The organism is Jatrophihabitans sp. sgz311053 (assembly GCF_056135305.1).
Genome location: NZ_JBWAXP010000001.1, coordinates 1,880,315 through 1,900,277, shown reverse-complemented (window position 1 = coordinate 1,900,277; position 19,963 = coordinate 1,880,315). Strand labels below are relative to the sequence as shown.

16 protein-coding genes are annotated in these 19,963 nt (G+C 70.7%); 3 read left to right on the top strand and 13 right to left on the bottom strand.

Annotated elements, in window-relative coordinates:
* Genes nudC through AC0NZQ_RS08415 form a run of 5 tightly spaced genes read right to left on the bottom strand, consistent with a single transcriptional unit; the run spans nt 1 to nt 5,829 of the window.
* On the bottom strand, nt 1-930 hold the full coding sequence (nudC, locus tag AC0NZQ_RS08435) for an NAD(+) diphosphatase (RefSeq protein ID WP_474529264.1): 930 nt from the start codon (nt 928-930) through the stop codon (nt 1-3).
* Nucleotides 927-2,312 (bottom strand): M16 family metallopeptidase, encoded by a 1,386-nt coding sequence (locus tag AC0NZQ_RS08430; protein WP_474529263.1) that lies wholly within the window; start codon nt 2,310-2,312, stop codon nt 927-929. Before AC0NZQ_RS08430 ends, nudC begins: the two co-directional genes overlap by 4 nt.
* Nucleotides 2,309-3,619: a M16 family metallopeptidase gene (locus tag AC0NZQ_RS08425; protein ID WP_474529262.1), complete on the bottom strand. Its 1,311-nt coding sequence runs from the start codon at nt 3,617-3,619 to the stop codon at nt 2,309-2,311. Before AC0NZQ_RS08425 ends, AC0NZQ_RS08430 begins: the two co-directional genes overlap by 4 nt.
* Nucleotides 3,620-3,670: 51 nt before the next feature.
* Nucleotides 3,671-4,405, bottom strand: a complete 735-nt coding sequence (locus AC0NZQ_RS08420; protein WP_474529261.1) for a hypothetical protein — start codon at nt 4,403-4,405, stop codon at nt 3,671-3,673.
* Nucleotides 4,402-5,829, bottom strand: a complete 1,428-nt coding sequence (locus tag AC0NZQ_RS08415) for a M20/M25/M40 family metallo-hydrolase (protein ID WP_474529444.1) — start codon at nt 5,827-5,829, stop codon at nt 4,402-4,404. The genes AC0NZQ_RS08420 and AC0NZQ_RS08415 overlap by 4 nt, the downstream gene beginning before the upstream one ends.
* Nucleotides 5,830-5,926: 97 nt before the next feature.
* On the opposite strand from AC0NZQ_RS08415, the gene AC0NZQ_RS08410 reads away from it, so the two are divergent.
* Genes AC0NZQ_RS08410 through AC0NZQ_RS08400 form a run of 3 tightly spaced genes read left to right on the top strand, consistent with a single transcriptional unit; the run spans nt 5,927 to nt 11,500 of the window.
* On the top strand, nt 5,927-8,080 hold the full coding sequence (locus tag AC0NZQ_RS08410) for a hypothetical protein (RefSeq protein WP_474529260.1): 2,154 nt from the start codon (nt 5,927-5,929) through the stop codon (nt 8,078-8,080).
* Between the two features lie 22 nt (nt 8,081-8,102).
* A complete protein-coding gene (locus AC0NZQ_RS08405) occupies nt 8,103-9,962 on the top strand; it encodes an ATP-binding protein (RefSeq protein WP_474529259.1) in 1,860 nt (619 codons plus the stop codon).
* Nucleotides 9,963-9,994: 32 nt separating this feature from the next.
* The gene (locus AC0NZQ_RS08400; RefSeq protein WP_474529258.1) at nt 9,995-11,500 is read left to right on the top strand and encodes an MFS transporter; all 1,506 of its coding nucleotides are present in this window, start codon (nt 9,995-9,997) and stop codon (nt 11,498-11,500) included.
* Nucleotides 11,501-11,534: 34 nt separating this feature from the next.
* Here AC0NZQ_RS08400 and AC0NZQ_RS08395 read toward each other — a convergent pair whose 3' ends face one another.
* From AC0NZQ_RS08395 to AC0NZQ_RS08360, 8 genes are all read right to left on the bottom strand, one after another.
* A complete protein-coding gene (locus AC0NZQ_RS08395) occupies nt 11,535-12,785 on the bottom strand; it encodes a PucR family transcriptional regulator (RefSeq protein ID WP_474529257.1) in 1,251 nt (416 codons plus the stop codon).
* Between the two features lie 176 nt (nt 12,786-12,961).
* Entirely contained in the window at nt 12,962-13,609 is a 648-nt protein-coding gene (locus AC0NZQ_RS08390; RefSeq protein ID WP_474529256.1) for a hypothetical protein, read from the bottom strand.
* A 95-nt stretch (nt 13,610-13,704) separates the two neighbouring features.
* Nucleotides 13,705-14,418: a hypothetical protein gene (locus AC0NZQ_RS08385; protein WP_474529255.1), complete on the bottom strand. Its 714-nt coding sequence runs from the start codon at nt 14,416-14,418 to the stop codon at nt 13,705-13,707.
* Nucleotides 14,419-14,612: 194 nt separating this feature from the next.
* The gene (locus AC0NZQ_RS08380; protein WP_474529254.1) at nt 14,613-15,254 is read right to left on the bottom strand and encodes a hypothetical protein; all 642 of its coding nucleotides are present in this window, start codon (nt 15,252-15,254) and stop codon (nt 14,613-14,615) included.
* A gap of 223 nt (nt 15,255-15,477) precedes the next feature.
* Nucleotides 15,478-16,149 (bottom strand): hypothetical protein, encoded by a 672-nt coding sequence (locus tag AC0NZQ_RS08375; RefSeq protein WP_474529253.1) that lies wholly within the window; start codon nt 16,147-16,149, stop codon nt 15,478-15,480.
* 126 nt (nt 16,150-16,275) lie between these two features.
* Nucleotides 16,276-17,565: a hypothetical protein gene (locus AC0NZQ_RS08370; protein WP_474529251.1), complete on the bottom strand. Its 1,290-nt coding sequence runs from the start codon at nt 17,563-17,565 to the stop codon at nt 16,276-16,278.
* Nucleotides 17,566-17,673: 108 nt separating this feature from the next.
* Complete coding sequence (locus AC0NZQ_RS08365; RefSeq protein WP_474529250.1) at nt 17,674-18,411, bottom strand: hypothetical protein; 738 nt, start codon at nt 18,409-18,411, stop codon at nt 17,674-17,676.
* Nucleotides 18,412-18,586: 175 nt separating this feature from the next.
* A complete protein-coding gene (locus tag AC0NZQ_RS08360) occupies nt 18,587-19,810 on the bottom strand; it encodes an RsbRD N-terminal domain-containing protein (protein WP_474529249.1) in 1,224 nt (407 codons plus the stop codon).
* Between the last annotated feature and the right edge of the window lie 153 nt (nt 19,811-19,963).

Below are 19,963 nucleotides of genomic sequence, written 5' to 3'. Positions count from 1 at the left end.
TCAGAGCCAGCCGTCGATGAGGAAGCGCGAGATGGAGAAGTGCGGCGGGATGGCGCGAAGTCTCACGCTCTCGTCCACATCGAGCGGCGTGGTCAGGTCGTCGGTCCAGTCTGCGGCCCGGCGGACGTCCTCACGGGTGAACCAGCCGGCCTCGGCCATCTCCACAGGATCCACGGTGATGCCGGGGTCGCCGTCCAGCACCGCGGTGAAGCCGAGCATCAGCGAGGCAGGGAACGGCCACGGCTGGCTGGCGACGTAGCGGACGTCGCGCACCCCGACCCCGACCTCCTCGAAGACCTCACGCGCGACGGCCTGCTCCAGCGACTCCCCCGGCTCGACGAAGCCGGCGAGTGTCGAGAAGCGGCCGGGTCCCCACTGCTGACCGCGTCCGAGGAGCACCTGCTCGCCGTCCGGACTGGTGATGAGCATGATGACGGCCGGATCGGTCCGCGGGAAGTGGTGGCTGCCGTCATTGGGGCACTGCCGCACCCACCCCGCGTTGATCTCGGTCGTCGCCGCCCCGCAGCGCGGGCAGTGGGTGTGCTTCTGATGCCACTGCTCCAGGCCGATGGCGGTGGCGAGCAGCGCGCCCTCGAGGTCGGTGCTCCGCGCGCCGATGTCGCGCAGGGTCAGCCAGCCTGCGTCGGCGCTGTCGGCGCCGTCCGGCTCGGCCGTCACCGTGAAGTACGGGACGCCGTCGACCACCCCGAGGAGGCGGCGCGACGGCTCGCCGAGCGTCGTCGCCGCGCGGAAGTCCGCGTGACCGTTCGCCCCGACCGGTGTCGCCGAGCCGGGGCTGATGAGCACCACCCGCGCCTCGGGCCAGGCCGCCGCCAGCCACGCGTCGTCGGTGCGGCGGTGGGCGGCGCGGTCGAAGGCCTCGCGGGCAAGGGGCGGCCCCGGACGATCCGAGAGCGGCGAGCCGCTCACCCCGCCGTCTCGATCTGGAGCAGGCCGGCGAGCGGCCCCGCGATCTGCGCGCTGTCGCCCACCATCACCGAGGTGAACGAGGCGGGAGTGAAGAACTCGGCCGCCGCGGCGCTGACGTCCGCCACCGTGGTCTTGAGCAGCCGAGCCGGGTGCTCCTTGATCCAGTCGAGCCCCAGGCCGAAGGCGGAGAGCGCCGACAGCGTGGATGCCAGCCCCGCCTGCGTCGCGGTAGAGAGCGCCAGTGTGCCGATCGCGTACTGACGCACCGCGTCCACCTCGGCCTCGGTCACCGGCAGCGACGCGATGCGGCCCAGCTCGTACCAGGTCTCCAGCATCGCCGGGGCGGTGACCTCACTGGCCACCTCGACCTCCAGGCTCAGCGTCGAGCCGAGGGCGTGGTGCTCCAACCGGCTGTGCGGACCGTAGGTGTAGCCCTTGTCCTCGCGGATGTTCTCCGTCCAGCGCGAGGAGAAGTAGCCACCGAAGATGAGGTTGGCCAGCTGCAGGCCGGGGAAGCGGGGGTCTTCGCGCGGGATCGCCCGGCGCCCCATCCGCAGCGAGGTCTGCACCGAGCCGGGACGGTCGATGAGCAGCAGCGGCCCGGCTGCGGGGTCAGGCAGCGCCGGCACCTTCGCCGCCGGCGCGTCGCCGGTCCAGTCGGCGAAGGCGGCCTGCGCATACTCCACCATGCGGGCCGGGACCGCGTCGCCGACGATCACCAGCACGGCCTTGCCCGGGCAGACCAGGGAGCCGTGCAGCGCGCGCAGCTGGGCCGGGGTCACGGCGGCGACGGCGTCCGGGTCCGGGAGGTCCAGGGCGTAGGGGTGGTCGCCGAACATCCGCCGCGACAGGGCCTCACTGGCGACGACCCCGCTGCGTGCCCGGGCGATCGTGAGCCGCTCGACGAGGCGGTCCCGTTCCGTGGCGACCTCGTCCTTGGCGAAGGCCGGCGCCGTCACGACCCCCGCCACCAGCTCCAGCAGGGGCCGGAGGTTGGTGGCGAGCGCGTTGCCGCCGATGACCAGGCGATCGGCGTCGACCGAGACCGAGAGGTCGGCACCGAGGCTCTGGATGTGGGCGGCGAGGCCGGCGCGGTCCCGACCGTCGGCCCCCGTCAGCAGCGTGTCGCTGAGCAGCGAGGCCCGCGCGGGGTGGCCGGCCTTGGCCGAGAGGAACGGCAAACGCAGCCGGACCTCGACGATCGGCACCCCCGGCTTGCGGACGGCCTCGACCCGCAGCCCGTTCGGCAGTGTCGTCGAGAGGGTCTTGAGCGCGCGAGCCGTCCGCGGTGCCGTCAACGCCGGAACGCCGGCCACAGCCGGCTTCGCGGGTGTGACCTTCTTAGCGGCAGCCTTGCTGGCGGCTTTCTTGGCGGCGGTCACTTGGCCCCTCCGGCGACGAGTTCGAGGACGGCCCGGCGCTGCGGTTGCAGCTCGGCCGCGGCGGCGCGGACCGCGGCCTCGCTCACTGCCGCGAGCCGCTCGGGCAGTTCGGCGATGAGCTCGGCCCGGCCGTGGATGAGCTGGAACTTCGCGAACTCCAGCGTGCGGGAGATGACGGCGTCCATGTCGCGCAGCATCACGCTCACCAGCCGGGTACGGACCCGGTCGAGCTCACCGGGCTCCAAACCGCCGTCCGCCACGCGGGCGAGCTCCTCGTCCAGGGCGCGGAGGATGGCCTCCAGCGCGCCGGCATCGGGGTAGTGCGCGCTGAAGGTCAGCGTGGTGGGGTCGCGCTCGTCGAACGGATCGCCGAACTCCCCCACATAGGCCGAGATGTCGGTGACCAGGTGGTCGCGCTGCACGAGCCGGCGCTGCAGTCGGGACGCGTCGCCGTCGGTGAGGACCTCGCAGAGCAGCAGCTTGGCCAGCAGACCGTCGAGGTCGCCGACGGGGTCGGCGAGCCGGTAGCCGATGGCCACCGCGGGGATCGGGGCGTGGGCGTCGTGGTGCGTGTCGCGGCGCTCGGCGGTGAGTGCGGGCTCGGCGAAGCTGGGGCGCTTCGGCTTGGCGCGCTTCTTGATGCCGCCGAAGTGCCTCTCGACCAGGGTGAGCGTCTCGTCGGCGTCGAGGTCGCCGGCGACGGCGAGCACGGCGTTGGACGGGGCGTAGTAGGTGGTGAAGAAGTCGGCCGCGTCCTCGACCGTCGCCGACTCCAGATCCTCGAAACCGCCGTAGCCGTTGTGCGAGTTGGCGAAGGTGTCGAAGAGGACGGCCGGCAGGTGGATCCAGGGGAACCCGCCGTAGGGCCGGTTCATGACGTTGACGCGGATCTCGTTCTTGACGACCTCGAGCTGGTTGGCGAGGTTCTCCTCGGTGATGCGCGGGCTGCGCATCCGGTCGGCCTCCAGGAAGAGTCCCCGCTCCAGGGCGTTGGACGGCAGCGCCTCGAAGTAGTTGGTGTAGTCGAAGTGGGTGCTGCCGTTGAAGGTGCCGCCACTGGACTGGACGTAGCGGAAGTGCTCGAGCTTCTCCAGCGTGGCCGAGCCCTGGAACATCAAATGTTCGAAGAGGTGCGCGAAACCGGTTCGCCCCTCCGGCTCGCTGCGGATACCGACGTCGTAGAGCACGGCGACGCCGACGACGGGCGCCGAGCGGTCGGGCGCGACGACGACGCGCAAGCCGTTGCTCAGCGTGTGGTGCGTCAGGTCGAAGGACGGCGACGGCAGCTTCTTGGCACGGGGTGGCACACGCTCACCCTACGGACCGGACGCCCGGACCGACGGCAGCCCCGGCCGCCGCTACTCGTTGATCGTGATGGAGCGTATCGCCGCGGGCACACGGGACCAGTACTGCTTGGCGACGTCGGGGATGCTCGCGAACCACGCCGTGAAGCGGCCGTCGTTGAGCTGGACCAGGACGAGCCACCGTTTCTCGGTCTTCACCTTGGACTTCTTCGACGCGGTCCAGGCCGCGTTGTAGGTGATGGTGTCGGCGACCGTGTAGGCCTTGTGCCCGTCCAGCGTGGAGTACTCGACATCGTCGAGGTCGTAGTCGGGGTCGGTGCCGTAGTAGCCCTTGTTGGTCATGTCGATGCGGATGTCGGCGGCGATCGAGGGGAAGGTCTTCGCCGAGCCCGTGTAGAGCATCGCGCCCTGCGCCATGGTGAGACCGGAGACCGATTCGACGGTCTGCGCCATGGAGATCGAGAAGACGGTGCCACCCGTGCTGACCTTCATGTCGTCGGAGAGACAGTCGAAGGTCATGCGGGCGCTGGAGTAGGTGATGCCGGGGCAGCGGAAGTCCGGGTCGGGGCTGCTCCCGCTACTGGATCCCGAGGTGAGGGTCGGTGACGGCACCGAGTCCGAGGACTGCGTCGGGTCGGTGGACCCGGTCGGGCTGGAGGTGGGCGTCGGGAAGTCGCCGGAGGACGAGGCCGCCGCCTCGGTGCCGCTGCCGTCGACGACCTGGGCACAGCCGGCGAGGGCCAGCGAGGTCGTCGCGAGCAGGCCGGCGAGCAGCTGGCGGGTTCTCACGACGGCTCTCCCGCGGCGACGGTGAGACCGGCACGCCCCACCTCGGCCAGCCGCGACCACAGATGCGCGGCTGCCTCCGCGCCCTTGTACAACATGGGCAGCGAGACCTTCTCGTTCGGCGCGTGGATCTGGTCGTCGGGCAGGCCGACGCCGAGGAAGACCAGCGGTGCGCCGAGTGCCTGCTGCAGCGCCGCCTCCGGGCCGCTGCCACCTTCCCGGGTCGGCAACACCTCGGCGCCGTCGAAGGCCTCCGAGATGGCGTCGGTCAGCGCGACGTAGGCGGGGGTCCCGATCGGCACCAAGCAGGCACGGACACCGGACCCCTCCCACTCGACGGTCGCGTCGATGCCGTCGGGGACGTGGTCGGCGACGAAGCGTTCGAAGCCCGCGGCGATGGCTGCCGGATCCTGGTTCGCCACGAGCCGGAAGCTGATCTTGACCTGCGCGTCGCTCGGCACGATGGTCTTGTGCCCGGCGCCCTGGTATCCCCCGCCGATGCCGTTGACCTCGGCGGTGGGCCGCGCGCCGAGACGTTCGAGCGTGGAGAACCCGGCCTCGCCGTAGACAGCGCGCGACTGTGCCACTGCGAGGAATTGGGCGTCGTCGGCCGGGACCTTGGCGAAGAGGGCCCGCTCGTGGTCAGTCAGCTCCACGACGTCGTCGTAGAAGTCCGGCACCTGCACGCGGCCCGCGTCGTCGTGCAGCGCCGCGACCAGCCGGGCCACCGCGGTCGCCGGGTTGGGCACCGCGCCGCCGAACTGGCCGGAGTGCAGGTCGAGATCCGGGCCGTGCAGGCTCACCGTGGCGGCGACGAGACCGCGCATGCCGGTGACCGTGCTGGGGACGTCCGGCGCGAGCATGCCGGTGTCGGTGACGACGCAGACGTCGCACGAGAGCTTGTCGGCGTGGGTGGCCAGCAGCTGTTCGAAGTGCGGTGAGCCCGACTCCTCCTCGCCCTCGATGATCAGTCGCAGCGTCACGGCCGGGCTGTTCCGTCCGGTGGCGGCGAGGTGCGCGCGGACGCCGAGCAGGTGGAACAGCAGCTGACCCTTGTCGTCCGACGCGCCGCGCGCACGCAGCAGGTCGCCGTCGACGGTGGGGACGAACGGATCGGTGTGCCAGAGCTCCAGCGGATCCACCGGCTGCACGTCGTGGTGGCCGTAGACCAGGACGACGGGCGCAGCCGGATCGTCGCTGGGCCACTCCGCGTAGACGGCCGGCAGCCAGGGTCCGTCGTCCAGCACCTCGACGGTGGGGAAGCCCGCCGACCGCGCGGCGTCGGCGAACCACTCGGCGCTGCGACGGACGTCGGCGTGGCGCTCCGGTTGTGCCGAAATGCCCGGAATGCGCAGCCAGGCGTCGAGGTCAGCGAGCAGCTCGTCCCGGTGGGCGGTGACGAAGGCACGTTCCGAGGTGGTCACCAGGCGACGATATCGACTTCTGCTCCGGGCCGTCCGCACCTGTTCGGGCAGCCGACCCCCGGCGTAGCCTGACCGCGATCATCGCCGAGGACGGGACGCCATGGGCTTCTTCGACAAGTTGTACGAACAGCTCGAGAGCGCCACCGACAAGATCAGCACGACGGCGATGAGCGCGCTCACGCCGAAGGCGCCGTTCCCCATGCCCGCCGTGGCGACGCAGCTGCTCTCCGGGGTGCAGCAGGGCGCCAAGGACAAGGCGCAGGAGCTGCAGCGACAGACCGCCGGCCGGGTCGTCAACGCCGTCGGCGCGAGGGTCACCAACATCCCCGGCACCATCGAGGCCGCCGTCGACAACCGGATCGCCGCGGTCGGCAGCAAGGTCGACCACACCCTGACCAAGGCCGGCGACAAGGTCGACGCCTCGGCCAAGCGGCTGGTCTCGGGCAAGCCCAAGCCGGCCACCGCCACAACAGCGACTGCCGCCGCACCCGCGGCCGCACCCGCGGCCGCCGCCGCACCCGCGACTGCCGCCGGACCCACGACCGAGCCCGCGGCCGAAGCGAAGGACGCCACGGCCGTGACCGGGGTTGCCTCCGGGCGCAAGCGCGCCAACGCGGTCACTGCACCGCCCGCCGCCGTCCCGGCTACCGGTGACGACGACCCCATCATCCCGGCGTGGTTCTTCGACGATCACCCGGAGTTCGCCGATGTCGCGGCCGCCGAGCCCGGCGAGCGCAAGCAGGACGCCGAGACCACGACCACTGCCGAGCCCGCCGCCCCGGCCGCAGCAGTGGCGGCCACCGCCGCCGCTCCGGCCACCGCCGCCGCTCCGGCCACCGCCGCCGCTCCGGCCGTCGCTCCGGCCGCCACTTCGGCCGCGGCGTCTCCGGCCCCCACCGAGGCCAAGGCCGAACCGGAACTTGAGCCCGAGCCGGGCCCCGATCTGGAAGCGCAGGAGGCCGCGGCCCGCGCCGAGCGCGCGCAGGGCACCGCCACCGAGCCCGCGGCGGCTGCACCGGCCGCGGCCGAACCGGCGATGGCCGAGCTCTCCTTCGAGACCGATGTCTCCGGCGGCGACAGTGACTTCGGCACCGAACCGGGCGAGGTCCTCGCCGAGGGCAAGGACGACGAGCCCGACGCGCCTGCCGCTGGCGCCGCCGCAGCAGCCGGGCCGACACAGAGCGAGCTGGAGGCCGAATTCGAGCCCACCGCCGAGGAGTCCAAGGCCAAGGACACGGCCAAGATCGAAGCCCGAACGAAGTTCCGCGAGGAGATCGGCGCCATCGACCGCGAGCTCGCCCGCGCCACGGGTGGCGGCCTGGCCGTCAGCGCCAGTGCCGCGGCGAAGGGCAAGGATCCCTGGATCGCCTACTTCGTCGCGACGGCTGCCATCAAGAAGAAGATCGCACTCCGCAACCTGAAGAAGCGTCTGGCCGGCGAGCCGGTCGCCGAGGAGAAGAAGGACGCAGGCAAGCAGGGCTCGGCGACCCCCGCCGGCGACCGGACCGAGGAGAAGGCCGACGGGCTGGCAGCCCCGACCTCCCTCGACCTGGAACGCACCGCCGTCACCCTCAAGGGTGGCCTGCTCTACCGCAGCTCGGCCGGCGAGCTGGAGGGAGAGCTCGCCGACACGACCGACAAGAAGTTCGCCGCGCCCGACGGCCGGCAGCTCTTCGCCGCCGACCACGGCCACCAGCTGCACCTCGCCCTGGGCGAGATCCCCGACGACGACCACAGCAAGCTGCTCGACCGGAGCGACACGGCGGTGGCCGGCAAGCTCCGCGTCGAGGCGGGGAAGATCGACTTCCTCAGCAACAACCAGGCCGGCGAGAAGGAGTCCCGCGACGCGCTGATCACGCTGCTGCTCTCGCTCCGGGAGAGCGGCGTCGCCATGAACTTCCGCGTCTTCGAGGCCGAGGACCGCGAGGAGACGAAGGCCGACAAGCTCCTGGACGAGGCGGACGCCTCCGCAGCCACCGCGAAACGCGACGCGTTGCTCGCGGCAATGGCGAAGGACCCCGCCTGGTCCAGCATCGTCAAGGACTTCAGCGAGAAGGCTCTCCTCGCCGTCGCCGAGAAGGAGAAGTGGAACGTGGCCGGCGCCAAGATCACCGACCCCACCTCCGGCGAACCGGTGGATCCGCAGTACGCGCTGCTGCAGCTGAAGAAGCACGTCACCAAGGACCTGGCGGCCGAGGCCGTCGCTCGGCGCGCCGCGATGAAGAAGTCCGCCGCGGCCGGCGCCGCGACCTGATGTCCCGGGCCGGCGCGCCGCGATGAGCGGGCTCCACCAGGCGCTGGGACGCTCGGTCGAGATCCGCGCCGAGGGTGGCTGGAGCCGTGCCGACCATGCCCGGCAGGCGCTGGACGTCCTCGGCGAGGAGGGCGCCTTCGACGCCACCCTCGCCGAGCTGGCCGAGAGGTTCGGCCTCGACGACGCCGATGCCGCGCTCCTGACGGTGGCTGCGGCGGCCGAGGAGAGCGTCAGCCTGCACCTGCTGCTGGGCCTGCTCTCGGGCGACGACGGCCCGGCACGCCCCACGGTCGCGATTGCGCTGGAGCTGGCCGGCCTGCCGGTGGTGGGCTCGGTGGCGCATGCCCGCTTCGGACCGGCGGGCCGACTCGTCGACGACGGACTGGTGCAGCTCGCCGGCGACGACGTCCTGCTCAGCCGGCGCCTCGTGCTGCCACCCCGGGTGGCGGCGTACCTCGCCGGCGACTCGACACCCTCGCCCGGCACGCGGGCGCTGCTACGCGAGGTGGAGCCGGTCCCGGTGGCGGGGACCGACGCCGTCGCCGCCGCGCTGGCCGCCGGGGCCCGCCTGGTCTGGATCCTCGACCCCCGCGGCGGTCCCGGCACCGCGATGGCCGCCGCGGCATGTGCCGCGGCGGGTGTGCCCGCTCTGGTGGCCGACCTGGGCCTCGCCGGGAACCTCCCCGACGGCGTCACCGTCGAGAGCGCCGTCGCCGCCCTGCTGCTCGAGGCGGGCCTCACCGGCAGGGTCCTGGTACTGGCCGGGGCCGACCTCGTCCCTGCCCGAGCGCTCACCGACGCCGTCGTGCCCGTCCTGGCGGTGAGCAACGAGCCATGGGATCCGCGAGCGGGCAGCCTGCCGCTCACCGTCACCGCCCCGCCGCTGTCGGTGGCGCAGCGGCACGCGCTGTGGTCTCCACTGCTGGGCGAGGCGGTGGCGGCCGAGGTGAGCGGCATGCCGCTGCGGCCGGATCAGATCGCGACCGTCGCCGACCACGCGCGCCGCACCGCCGCCGTCCACGGTGAGGCCGCCGTCTCGGCCGACCGGGTCCGGGACTCCGCACGGCAGCTGAGTCGCGGCAGGGCCGTCCGGGCCAATGCCGGCTCGGCAGTGAGCCTGGACGACCTGATGCTCCCCGAGGCCGCGGTCGCCGAGTTCACCCGGCTCATCGACTGGGCCCGCTACCGCGACCAGGTCGCCGCCATGGGGACGCTGTACGGCAAGGGCGGCAAGGGCACCGGCATCTGCGCGCTCTTCTCCGGCCCACCCGGTACCGGCAAGACCCTCGCCGCCCACGTCATCGCCGACACCCTGGGCATGGACCTCTATCAGGTCGACCTGTCGACCATCGTCGACAAGTACATCGGGGAGACCGAGAAGAATCTGGAGAAGGCCTTCGCCGAAGCCGAGGCCACCAACGCCGTCCTCTTCTTCGACGAGGCCGACGCCCTCTTCGGCTCGCGCTCGGAGGTCAAGGACGCCAAGGACCGCTACGCCAACCAGGAGATCGCCTACCTGCTGCAGCGCGTCGAGCGTTTCGACGGCATCGTCGTGCTCGCCAGCAACCTGCGCGGCAACATCGACTCCGCCTTCGCCCGGCGGCTGCACTTCATGATCACTTTCCCGGACCCGGACGAGCCCACCCGAGCCCGGCTCTGGCGGCTGCACCTGGCTGGTGTCCCGGCTGCCGCCGACGACCCGGTGGAGATCGACCGGCTGGCCAAGTCCGTCGAATTGGCCGGCGGCAACATCCGGAACATGGTGCTCTCCGCGGTCCATGACGCCGTGGCCGAGGGCGTCGAGGTGGGGATGCGACACGTCGTCGACGCCGCCCGCCGCGAGTACGTCAAGATCGGACGCATCCCACCCTCGACACTGTGACGCCGCGCCCGTCACGCGGGTATGCCGTCGTGGTGAGCGCAACCGAACAACCTGATCCGAACCGCTGGCGGGCCCTCGCCGTCTGCCTGCTCGGCGGATCGATGGTGCTGCTGGACGTCTCGATCGTCAACGTCGCCCTCCCCTCGATCCGGACCGGCCTCGACGCCAGCCAGAGCGAGCTGCAGTGGGTCGTCTCCGGCTACGCCCTGACCTTCGGGCTGCTGCTGGTCCCGGCCGGGCGGCTGGGCGATCTGCGCGGCCGTCGCACGATGTTCGTCGTCGCGCTCGGTCTCTTCACCTTGGCGAGCGCGATCTGCGGCGCCGCGCCGAGTGCGATCGTCCTGGTCATCGCGCGCCTGGTCCAGGGACTCGCCGGCGGCATGCTCACGCCTCAGATCAGCGCGCTGATCCAGGAGCTCTTCAGCGGCAAGGAACGGGCCAAGGCCTTCGGCCTCTTTGGCAGCATGGTCGGCGTCTCGACCGCGGTGGGACCGCTGCTCGGTGGCGTGCTCATCGAGCTCTTCGGCACCGACCACGGCTGGCGGGCCGTCTTCTTCGTCAACGTGCCGATCGGACTGATCGCCATCCCGCTCGCGCTGAAGCTGCTCCCGGCTCCGAAGCCCCGCGACGGGAGGCGCCACGACCTGGACCCGGTCGGCGTGCTGCTGCTCGGCCTCGGAGCGGTCGTCCTGCTGCTGCCCTTCGTCCAGGAGCAGAACTGGAAGGGCAGCGCGAAGTGGCTGCTGGTGCCGGCCGCCGTCGTCCTGCTGGCGCTCTTCGTGGCCTGGGACGCCCGGTACAAGCGGCGGGGCAAGGAGCCGGTCGTCGACCTGGAGCTGTTCCGGCTGCGCTCGTTCAGCTACGGCTCGTCGCTCATCGCGCTCTACTTCGCCGGCTTCACGCCGCTCTTCTTCGTCTTCACCCTCTTCCTGCAGACCGGTCAGCAGTACTCCGCGCTGCTGGCTGGGCTCGCCATCACGCCCTTCGCGGTCGGCTCCGGCATCATGGCCACCGTCGGCAGCCGCTTCGTGGACAGTCTCGGCCGGCGGGTGGTCATGCTCGGGCTGCTGCTCGTGCTCGTCGGCTTTGCCGCCACCTTCCTCGCCGCCCGGATCTGGCCCGACCACGGCACCGGGCTGGCCACCGCGCTGCCGCTGCTCGTCGCGGGCTTCGGCAACGGCATGGTCATCGCGCCCAACCAGACGCTCACCCTGGCCGACGTGCCGGTGCGTCACGCCGGCACTGCGGGTGGCCTGCTGCAGACCGGCCAGCGCATCGGCTCGGCGGTCGGCATCGCCGCGGTCGGTTCTGCCTTCTTCGCCCACCTCACCTCGAGCCGGGGTGACTACGCCCGCTCGTTCGACATCGGCCTGGCCGTGGCTGCGGGCTTCGTCCTCGCCGCACTGCTCCTCGCACTGCTGGAGTCGCTGGTCACCCGTCGCGCGACGGGTGACGACCAGCACCGTCACCACCACGGCGAGCACCGGCTCGCCGAGGCCGGCGACGACGCCGTCCGGCCCGCAGAGGTCCTGCCCTGACTACTGCCGCGGCAGCGAGTACGTGTCAGACGGGCTAGTAGGGCGCAGGTTCCCCGTCGTTCCACTTCGGCGCCGTCGCCCGCAGCGCGAAGAACATCTCCAGCCGGATCCGTGGGTCGTCGATGCCGTCGCCGAAAATGTCGCGCAGGCGCTTGAGCCGGTACCGCACCGTCTGGGGGTGGACGCCGAGAGCCTCGGCCATCGCCGGCGCGGACGGGCTCTGCGTGCTGATCCAGTGCAGCAGGGTGCGCCCCAGGATCCGCCGACTGTTGCGGGGCTCGGCGAACAGCGGGGCCAGCGTGGTCCGCGCCACGATGTCGGCGAAGAGCGGCTCGGCGTGGATCCACAGCGCGCCGACGTGCTCGCGGCAGTCGATGACCGGCGCGTCGGGCAGCACCCCGGCCTCGGCGAGCTCGAGCGTCCGGCACGCCCAGCGCAACGAGCTGGCGGCGTCGGCCAGCGGCACGTCGCAGCCGATCGCCACGCGGTGGTCGGCGAAGAGGACCTCGATCTCGTGCCGGAGGGCCGGCGTCACCGGCGCCGGTAGCAGCACGACCGGTCGATCCGAGTGCAGCGCGGCCAGCACGCTCGGATGCAGCATCCGCGCCGAGGGCAGCTCGACGCCCGGCGTCACCCGCACCGCGACGAGGGCCACCTGCTCCGGGATGACCCAGCCACCTGCCGCGGCGTGGGCTGCCAGGTCACCGTGCGGGGCAGCATGGCCGGCCAGCACCAGCTCCAGGACCCGGTTGCGCCACTGGTGGGCAGCGTCGGAGAGCTGCGCCTGAGCCTCGTAGAAACCCTGGCTCGCCTGCACGCCCAGGGAGTCGATGAAGTCGAAGAGGTCGTCGCCGATGTCGCCGAGCATCCCGGCCGGGAGGCCGCGGCGACTCGCCATGGCGTGCAGGCGCTTCCAGGCGAGTCCGGCGCCGATGTGCAGCGCCGAGCGCAGCCCCTCCAACCGGCGTCCCTCGTAGGCGATGCCCCGGCCGAGCCGGCGCAGGGTCTCGTCCAGTTGCTCGCGGGAGGCGTCGGGATCCTCGACCTGCTCGACGAAGTAGCGCACCGCCTGCGTGATGGTCAGTCGGGTACTGGTGAGGTTGATGCCGTCCGGGCCTGGTCCGTACTCCGCGATACGGCGCTGGACCTCGGCGGTGATCTCGTCGGTGAGCTCGTCGAGCACCGGCCGCATGAAGGTGGCCAGCGTCGGCGGCACCGCCCGACGCGGCGATCGTGAAGCGCGCTCCGGCGGCCAGGACGCGGAGACGTCGGGAGAGGCCGTCACGAGGCTCGGCATACTTCGAGGTACTGCATGGCGACCACCGTAACCGTTGACGCGGCGATTGGCCTGCCGAAACCGGAAAACGCCTATGGCGTAAGGGATCCGGCCTCGCATCGGGCCCCGGGACGCCGAACGCCGGCCCCGTCACGACAGGGCCGGCGCTCGAACTGACAGCCGCTTTACTCGACGAAGCGTCCGTTGCTGAGCTGGAAGGTCAGCGTGTTGTTCGGTCCCGGCACGAGCAGGTTGATCAGGCCCGTGGTGAGACCGCAGTTGGCGAACTTGCCGATGGTGTACTTGCCCGACAGCGCGCCCCCGTTGGTCAGGTCGAACTCCTGGCCGGCGGGCGTGGCGACGGGGATGCTCACCGGGGCAGCGGTCTGGCAGTTGTTGCCCTGGAACGTCGGCAGCCCGGCGGCCTTCACGTTGGTGAGCTTGATGTAGTACTTCGCCGTCGCGGTCAGCTGGATCGGCACCGTGTCGGAGATCTTGCCGGTGAGCCGACCGGCCGGAACGAAGTTGACGGTCGCGCTGACCGGGATGAACCCCAGGATCTTGAACGTCGACTGCGTGGGCGGCAGCGCGAGGTCGGCGGTGAAGCTGCCGTCGCCGGAGTCGCTGATGTAGGTCTTGCTGACCGCCGGGCCGAGCTTGATCGTCGAGTTCGGCTTGACGATCGTGGACGTGCCGGTGGCGTCGTAGTCGATCTCGAAGGATCCGGGCGGGGCGTCGGACGCCAGGGCCGGAGCCGCGGCGGCGAACCCGCCGCCGACGAGCGCGAGAGCGGCGACACCGCTCACGGCGAGCTTGCGAAGGGAACGGGTCATGGTCTTCCTTTCCGATGCAGGTACGGCGTCGACGGTGCAGACGCCGGAGTGCCGGTGGACGCGGACCCCCATCCGCGCCCACCGGCCAGGTCCGGTCAGGTGATGGAGACCGGGTTGTACGCGGAGGTGTCGGCCGTCAGCGTGAACGTCGCGGAGAACGACGCCTTGTCACCCTGCTTGAGCACCGACGGGCTGACGCAGTAGGTGGTGGTGCCACTGGTGCCGCCCTTGACGTTCCAGAGGCCCAGCGAACCGGGGCTGGTGGCCGGCACGGCGAGCGCCTTGGAGGAGTTCGTGTACGTCCCCGCGACGGTGCCGGGGGCGACGGTGCCCGAGGAGCCCGTGGTGGCACCCACGCTGAAGGCACAGGACGGGCCCGCCGTCGACTTCACGTTGGCGACGATGTTGCTCACGGTGCCCTTGTTGACGCCGCTGGTGGAGTCGCTGATGTTGATGTACCAGGTGCCGGCGCCGGTCACGGCGAACTTGAGGCCGGCCGGACCGGTGCAGCCGCTGAAGACCGCGCCCGCGCCGTTGATACTGGCGATCTTGGTACCGCTGCTCGCGGTACCGGTCTTGATCGACCCCTTCAGCGTCGCCGACGTGCACGACAACGTCGTACCGGTCGTGGTGTCCTTGAAGGTGACGGTGCCGGACTTGCCGGTGACCGCGACCGTCGTGCCGCTGGCGGCCGAGCCGGCCTTCACCGTGTACGGCGCGCCGTGGGCGAGGGCGGAGGTGGCCACGAGGACACCCGCTGCCGCGATGCCGGTACCGACTACCAGCGATCGCACGAGCAGTGATTTCATCCCGGGTCCTTTCGAGAGGTGAGAGGGACAGCTGCGACGTTAGGAAAGCCCCGCCGCCACCGACAGGGACCAAAGTGTCGAGCTGCCCGACGTCGGCAGGAAACCGTTCGCGCGGACGAAGCCGGCCGCGGTTTTCGTGCAGGAGCACGAAAACCGCGGCCGGCGGGGTGAGACAGGCGTGAACCGGTGGCGAGCTACTCGACGAAGCGACCGTTGCTGACCTGGAAGGCCACGGTGTTGCCCGAGCCGGGCACCTGGTTGTTGATCAGGTCGGTGGTGAGGCCGCAGTTGGCGAAGTTCCCGATCGTGTACGTGCCGGCGAGCGTGCCGCCGTTGGTGAGGTCGAACGACTGGCCCGCGGGCGTCGCCACCGGGATCGTCACCGGCTGCACCGTCTGGCACGAGTTGCCGACGAAGGCCGGGATGCCGGCTGCCTTGGCATCGGTGAGCTTGATGTAGTACTTCGCGGTCGCCGAGACGGTCGTCGGCGAGGTGTCGGAGAGCTTGCCCGTCACCTGGCCGACCGGGATGAAGCTCACCTTGGCGCTCAGCGGCAGGAACCCGAAGGCCTTGAAGCTGGCGCTCGTCGTGGGCAACGGCAGGCTGCCGGTGAAGGTGCCGTCGCCCGAGTCGCTGATGTACGACACGAGGGTCGTCGGGCCGAGCTTCACATCGGTGTTCGGCTTGGCGAGGTGGCTGGTGCCGGTGGCGTCGTAGTCGATCTCGAAACTTCCGGGCGGGGCGGCGGCGGTCGCCGGCCCCGCCCCGGCGACGAGCCCTCCTACCGCGGCAGCGGCGATGGTCCCGGCGGCGAGGATACGGAGCGAACGGTTCATCAAAAGGCCCTCTCGATGCGATACGGACTGCGCGCGCTCGGCCGAACGCAGTGAGCAAAAGGTAAAAGCGAGGAGCAACGAAACGAAAGGTTTGCCAGCCGAAAGATCGACCTTTGCGTCTCAAGTTCGTCAGACGGACGAAATCGGCCGCCGTCTTCGTACGCATGCACGAAGACGGCGGCCGATGATGTGGCGATCGTGCCGGATCGAACAACTGACCAGATCAGCTGACGGCCACAGGGTTGTAGGCCGCCACATCGGCGGTGAGTTTCCATGTCGCCGAGACGGAGAGCTTGTCGCCTTGCTTGAGAAGCGCCGGGCTGACGCAATAGGTGTTCGTTCCACCGGTACCGCCCTTGACGTTCCAGACGCCGAGCGCGCCCGGGCTGGACGTCGGGACGGCGACGTTCTGGGTGGAGTTGGTGTATGTGCCGTCGAGAGATCCCGACGCCACCGTCGAGGTTCCCGACGAGGTGAATGAGCCGGAGTTCGCGCCGACGTCGAAGCCGCAGGTCGGACCGCCGGTGCTCTGCACATGAGCCCTGACATTGGTCACCGTGCCGGTGTTCACGCCATTCGTCGAGTCACTGATGTTGATGTCCCAGGTGCCGTATCCGGTGACCTTTAAGGCGAGGCCGGCCGGACCGGTACATCCGCTGAACACGACAGTCGCCCCGTCCAGCGAGACGACGGGCGCGCCACTCGTCGCGCCGGTAGTCACCGTCCCCTTGATGGTCGAACTGTTGCAGGACAGGCTCACCCCGGTCGTGGTGTCCCTGAAGACCACCTGCGGCGAAGACCCCGTCGTCGTCTTGGTCACCGCCACCGTGGTGCCGGCAGGCGCCGAACCGGCGGTGATCGTGAACGGCGCACCATGGGCCAGGGCGGGTGCCATCGCCGTCGCCATCGCCGTGAGCGCGGCGCACCCCATGGCCGCGACCGTATGCCGCCGACGTATCGCTCTCCCCATCTGCTTCCTCCCAATCGGATAGCTCGGTGTTGCCGCCGACGGCGGCGAGATTCACCGAGCCGCTCGTACCGCCTTCGCCAAGCGCGGCGACAGGGTCGCCAGCACCAGCCGCCGCTGCGGCGCGGGTAGCGCCGCGATCGCCTCGGTCACCCGGTTGCGGGCGGCGGGCGCCAACCGGGCCCACGTTGCCGTCAGCCCGGTCGGAGAGACCGTCGACGTCGCGGCAGCTCGCGCAGTCGACGCTGTAGCAGCCGGGGCAGCGGGGTAGGCCGGGCAGGGATGCTCGCGAGCGTCGTTGTTGCACGCCGTGAAGGGCTCGCTGAAGTCGACCTCCAGGGGGTTTCGCGGGCTCGAGGCAAGCGCGGTCAGCAACGCGTCGAAGTTCTCCCCACCGGCGCGGCAACCGGTGAAGGGTGGAATCGAGACATAGCCCTGGCTGCTTCCGCCGTCACCGATGCTGAGGGGTTGCGCGCCTCCGGGCCTGCCGCGCACGGTCGAGGCCGCGACGTCGAACTTGTACACGCCGTCGGCAGCGGTGAGGCTCACCTTGGCCGGGCTGGCGTTTCGGCACGAGGAGCCGACATCGACCCGTCGCCCGTCGAGACGCACATCGCTGACCTTGACGTCGACGCTGCCCGTGACCGTGAAACCGGTGATCGGGTATTGCGCCTCGGGGTTGGCGGCGAAGGAGAACCCGCGCCAGTACCTGTTGGAGTAGATCGTTTCTGCCTCGTGCGGCACCGTGCTGATCGTGCTCAGATAGCGCAGCCGCAGCGGCTCGACATAACCGTCCCGCCCCAGTGACTGCGAGATGGTCACCGTCGCCGTCACCGGCAGCGAACCGAAGGCCAAGGTCTTGATGGTCACCGGAGCGAAGGTGCCGTAACGCAGCGGCGCGTTGCGCGGAGACTTGACCCAGATCGGGCCGTCCGCCCGCAGCCACACCGGGAAGTTGGGATTGTCGAAGGAGTCGTAGGTCGTGGTCGGCGGGTGGTAGTCATCGCAGATGCCGGGGAAGTCGGGCCCACTGTTGCCGAAGAGCTGCGTGCAGAGACGCACGTTTCCCAACGCCTCTGTCTGGGGAATCCGAATGGTCGCCTTGAGCTTGCTGGCCTGGCCCGACGCAGCGACGGCACCGCCATAGGGCTGCTGCGCGTCATTGGACACCAGCGGCGGGATGCCGTACCTGCCCGCCGCGCTGTCGACCCGCGCCGCTTCGGCCGCGGGGGCGCCGTCCGTTCGCGCGCGATCGACGCCGGCCGCCGCGGCACCCTGAGACGCACCGGGCGCCGTCGCGCCGGCGAGCGGCACCACGGCGACAACGGTCAGCGCGGTTGCCATCAAGGCTGCTCGCCTCGAACGCGAGAGGGACAACGCGGCCTCCGGAAATGTCAGTGTGGCTGCCCGGGGACGATGTCCCCGGGCAGCCACGTCAGCTGGTGGTGAGCGTCAGTTGACGGCCACCGGGTTGTTGGCCGCCACGTCGGCGACCAGGTTGAAGGTCGCCGAGAAGGACGACTTGTCACCCTGCTTGATGACCGACGGCGAGACACAGTACGTGTTGGTGCCGCTGGTGCCGCCCTTCACGTTCCACAGGCCCAGCGAGCCGGTGGTCGTGGCCGGAACGGCCAGGTTCTGCGTCGAGTTCGTGTAGGTGCCCGCCACCGTTCCCGGCGAGACGGTCGAGGTGCCCGACGAGGTGAACGTGCCACTGTTGGCGCCGACGTCGAAGCCACAGTTCGGGCCGGCCGTGCTCTGGACGTGTGCACGGATGTTGCTCACCGTGCCGGTGTTCACGCCGCTGGTGGAGTCGCTGATGTTGATGTTCCAGGTGCCGTAACCGGTCACCTTGAAGACGAGGCCGGCCGGGCCGGTGCAACCGCTGAAGACAGCGTTCGTGCCGTCGATGGTGGCGATCGGCGAGCCGTTGGAGGAGCCGGTGGTGACGGAGCCCTTCAGCGTGGCCGAGGTGCACTGGAGCTGGGTGCCGGTGGTGGTGTCCTTGAAGACCACCTGCGGCGACGAGCCGGTCGAGGTGCCCGTCACGGCGACCGCCGTGCCCGACGCCGCCGAACCCGCGGTCACGGTGAACGGCGCACCGTGCGCGAAGGCCGCGGTGGCGGTGAGGACACCGGCGGCAGCGATTCCGGTTCCGGCGGCGAGCGCCTTGGCGAGGATCGACTTCATTGTGGGGTTCCTTTCGCAGGGGCTGGATTGGTCCAGTGCGCCAAACGCTAGGGATTTACCGCTCTGCGGCGGAACCACCCTCGCTGCCCCGTTTCGACTGACATCGCATTCTTGGCCACCAGATACGAGGACTGTCATCCTTTTCGTGCGAGAGGCACCAATTCCGGACATCACGTCAGCCCCGCCGTGAGGCAGTGCTCTCGGCCTGCCGCTCCCACAGCGGGAGCGCGGCACGGAGCGCGAGCATGATCTCCAGTCGCGCGTCGCGATTGGTCAGCGCGTCCCCGAACATCTTCTCCAGCTGGCCCACCTGATAGCGCAGTGTCTGGCGGTGCTTGTCCAGGACACCGGGCTCGTCGGCGCTGAGCGTGCCGTATTCGAGCCAGGCCGACAGCAGCCGGCCGTACTTGAGTCGCTTGCCCGGTGACAGCGCCGCCAGCGGCATCAGCCGGGACGACGCGAGCGCCCGGGTGGCGTCCCGGCCGGCGTCCAGGATGAGCCCGATCATGCACTCGTCGCAGACGGCGATGCCGTCGACGGCACGCTCGCGGACGTCGTGTCGCAGCCGCAGCCGCTGGCACAGCCGGGCCGCGGAGGCCGCCTCGACGACGGGAACGCTGGGACCGACGACCAGCAGCGGATCGCCGTCGACCTCGCGCGCCCGCGCCCGCAGCTCGTCGACGTCGACGGTGCCGGGGACGACCGCGAGGTACCGCTCGGCGACCGTGGCGGCCAGCGTGCGCTCCGGCAGCAGGCCGACGGCGAGCTCGAGGTCCGCCTCGGTCACCGTCTCGACGATGGTGACGGTCGCCGGCAGCGTCCAGTCGAGTCGTTCCGCGGCCTCGGTGACCGATCGTCGGACGAACCCGTCCCGATGGATCAGCAGCGCGACGAGGTCCGAGCGTGCTCGCCGCTGCTCGGCGTCGGCGTCCCGCGCCGCCGCGTACCCCTCCGCCGAGTACCGGGCCAGCTCGTCGATGAAGGCGAACATCTTGGACGAGAGCGCGGCGACGGCATCGCTACTGGCGTTGTGCTCACGTTCCCACCGCAGCAGGCTGTGCATGGCCGACTGCGACGCCACGCGATAGGCGCTCTGCAGGATGTCGTGACTGCGGCCCGCCTCGGCCTCGATCCGGCCGAGCCGCCGGAAGATCTCGACCCCGTGCTCGTCCGGGGGCATCCCCCAGACGACTGACTTCATGAACATGGTCAGCGCCTCGCGGACGGCGCGGCGGGTCTCGACGCCGATCCGGCCGTGCGGGTCGTCGCGGTACGAGGGCACCTCGGCCCGGATGCGGTTGACCATGTCGCGGGCGATCTCGGGCATGGCCGAGGACGCCGTCTCCAGCCACAACCGGGGCACGCTGCGCGTCGGAGCCTCCAAAGGCGAAACGGTCATCGCCCATCCTTCGCGATGTGTGAGCACTGAATTACTCACGTCGGTCACAAGGATTGGAGTTGTACCACGGTCGATGCCCCCGAAACCACTAACTCTTGTGCGAGACGAAATGTCTCGGTTACTGTTCCGCCGCACGCTGCCGGTGCGAGCCAC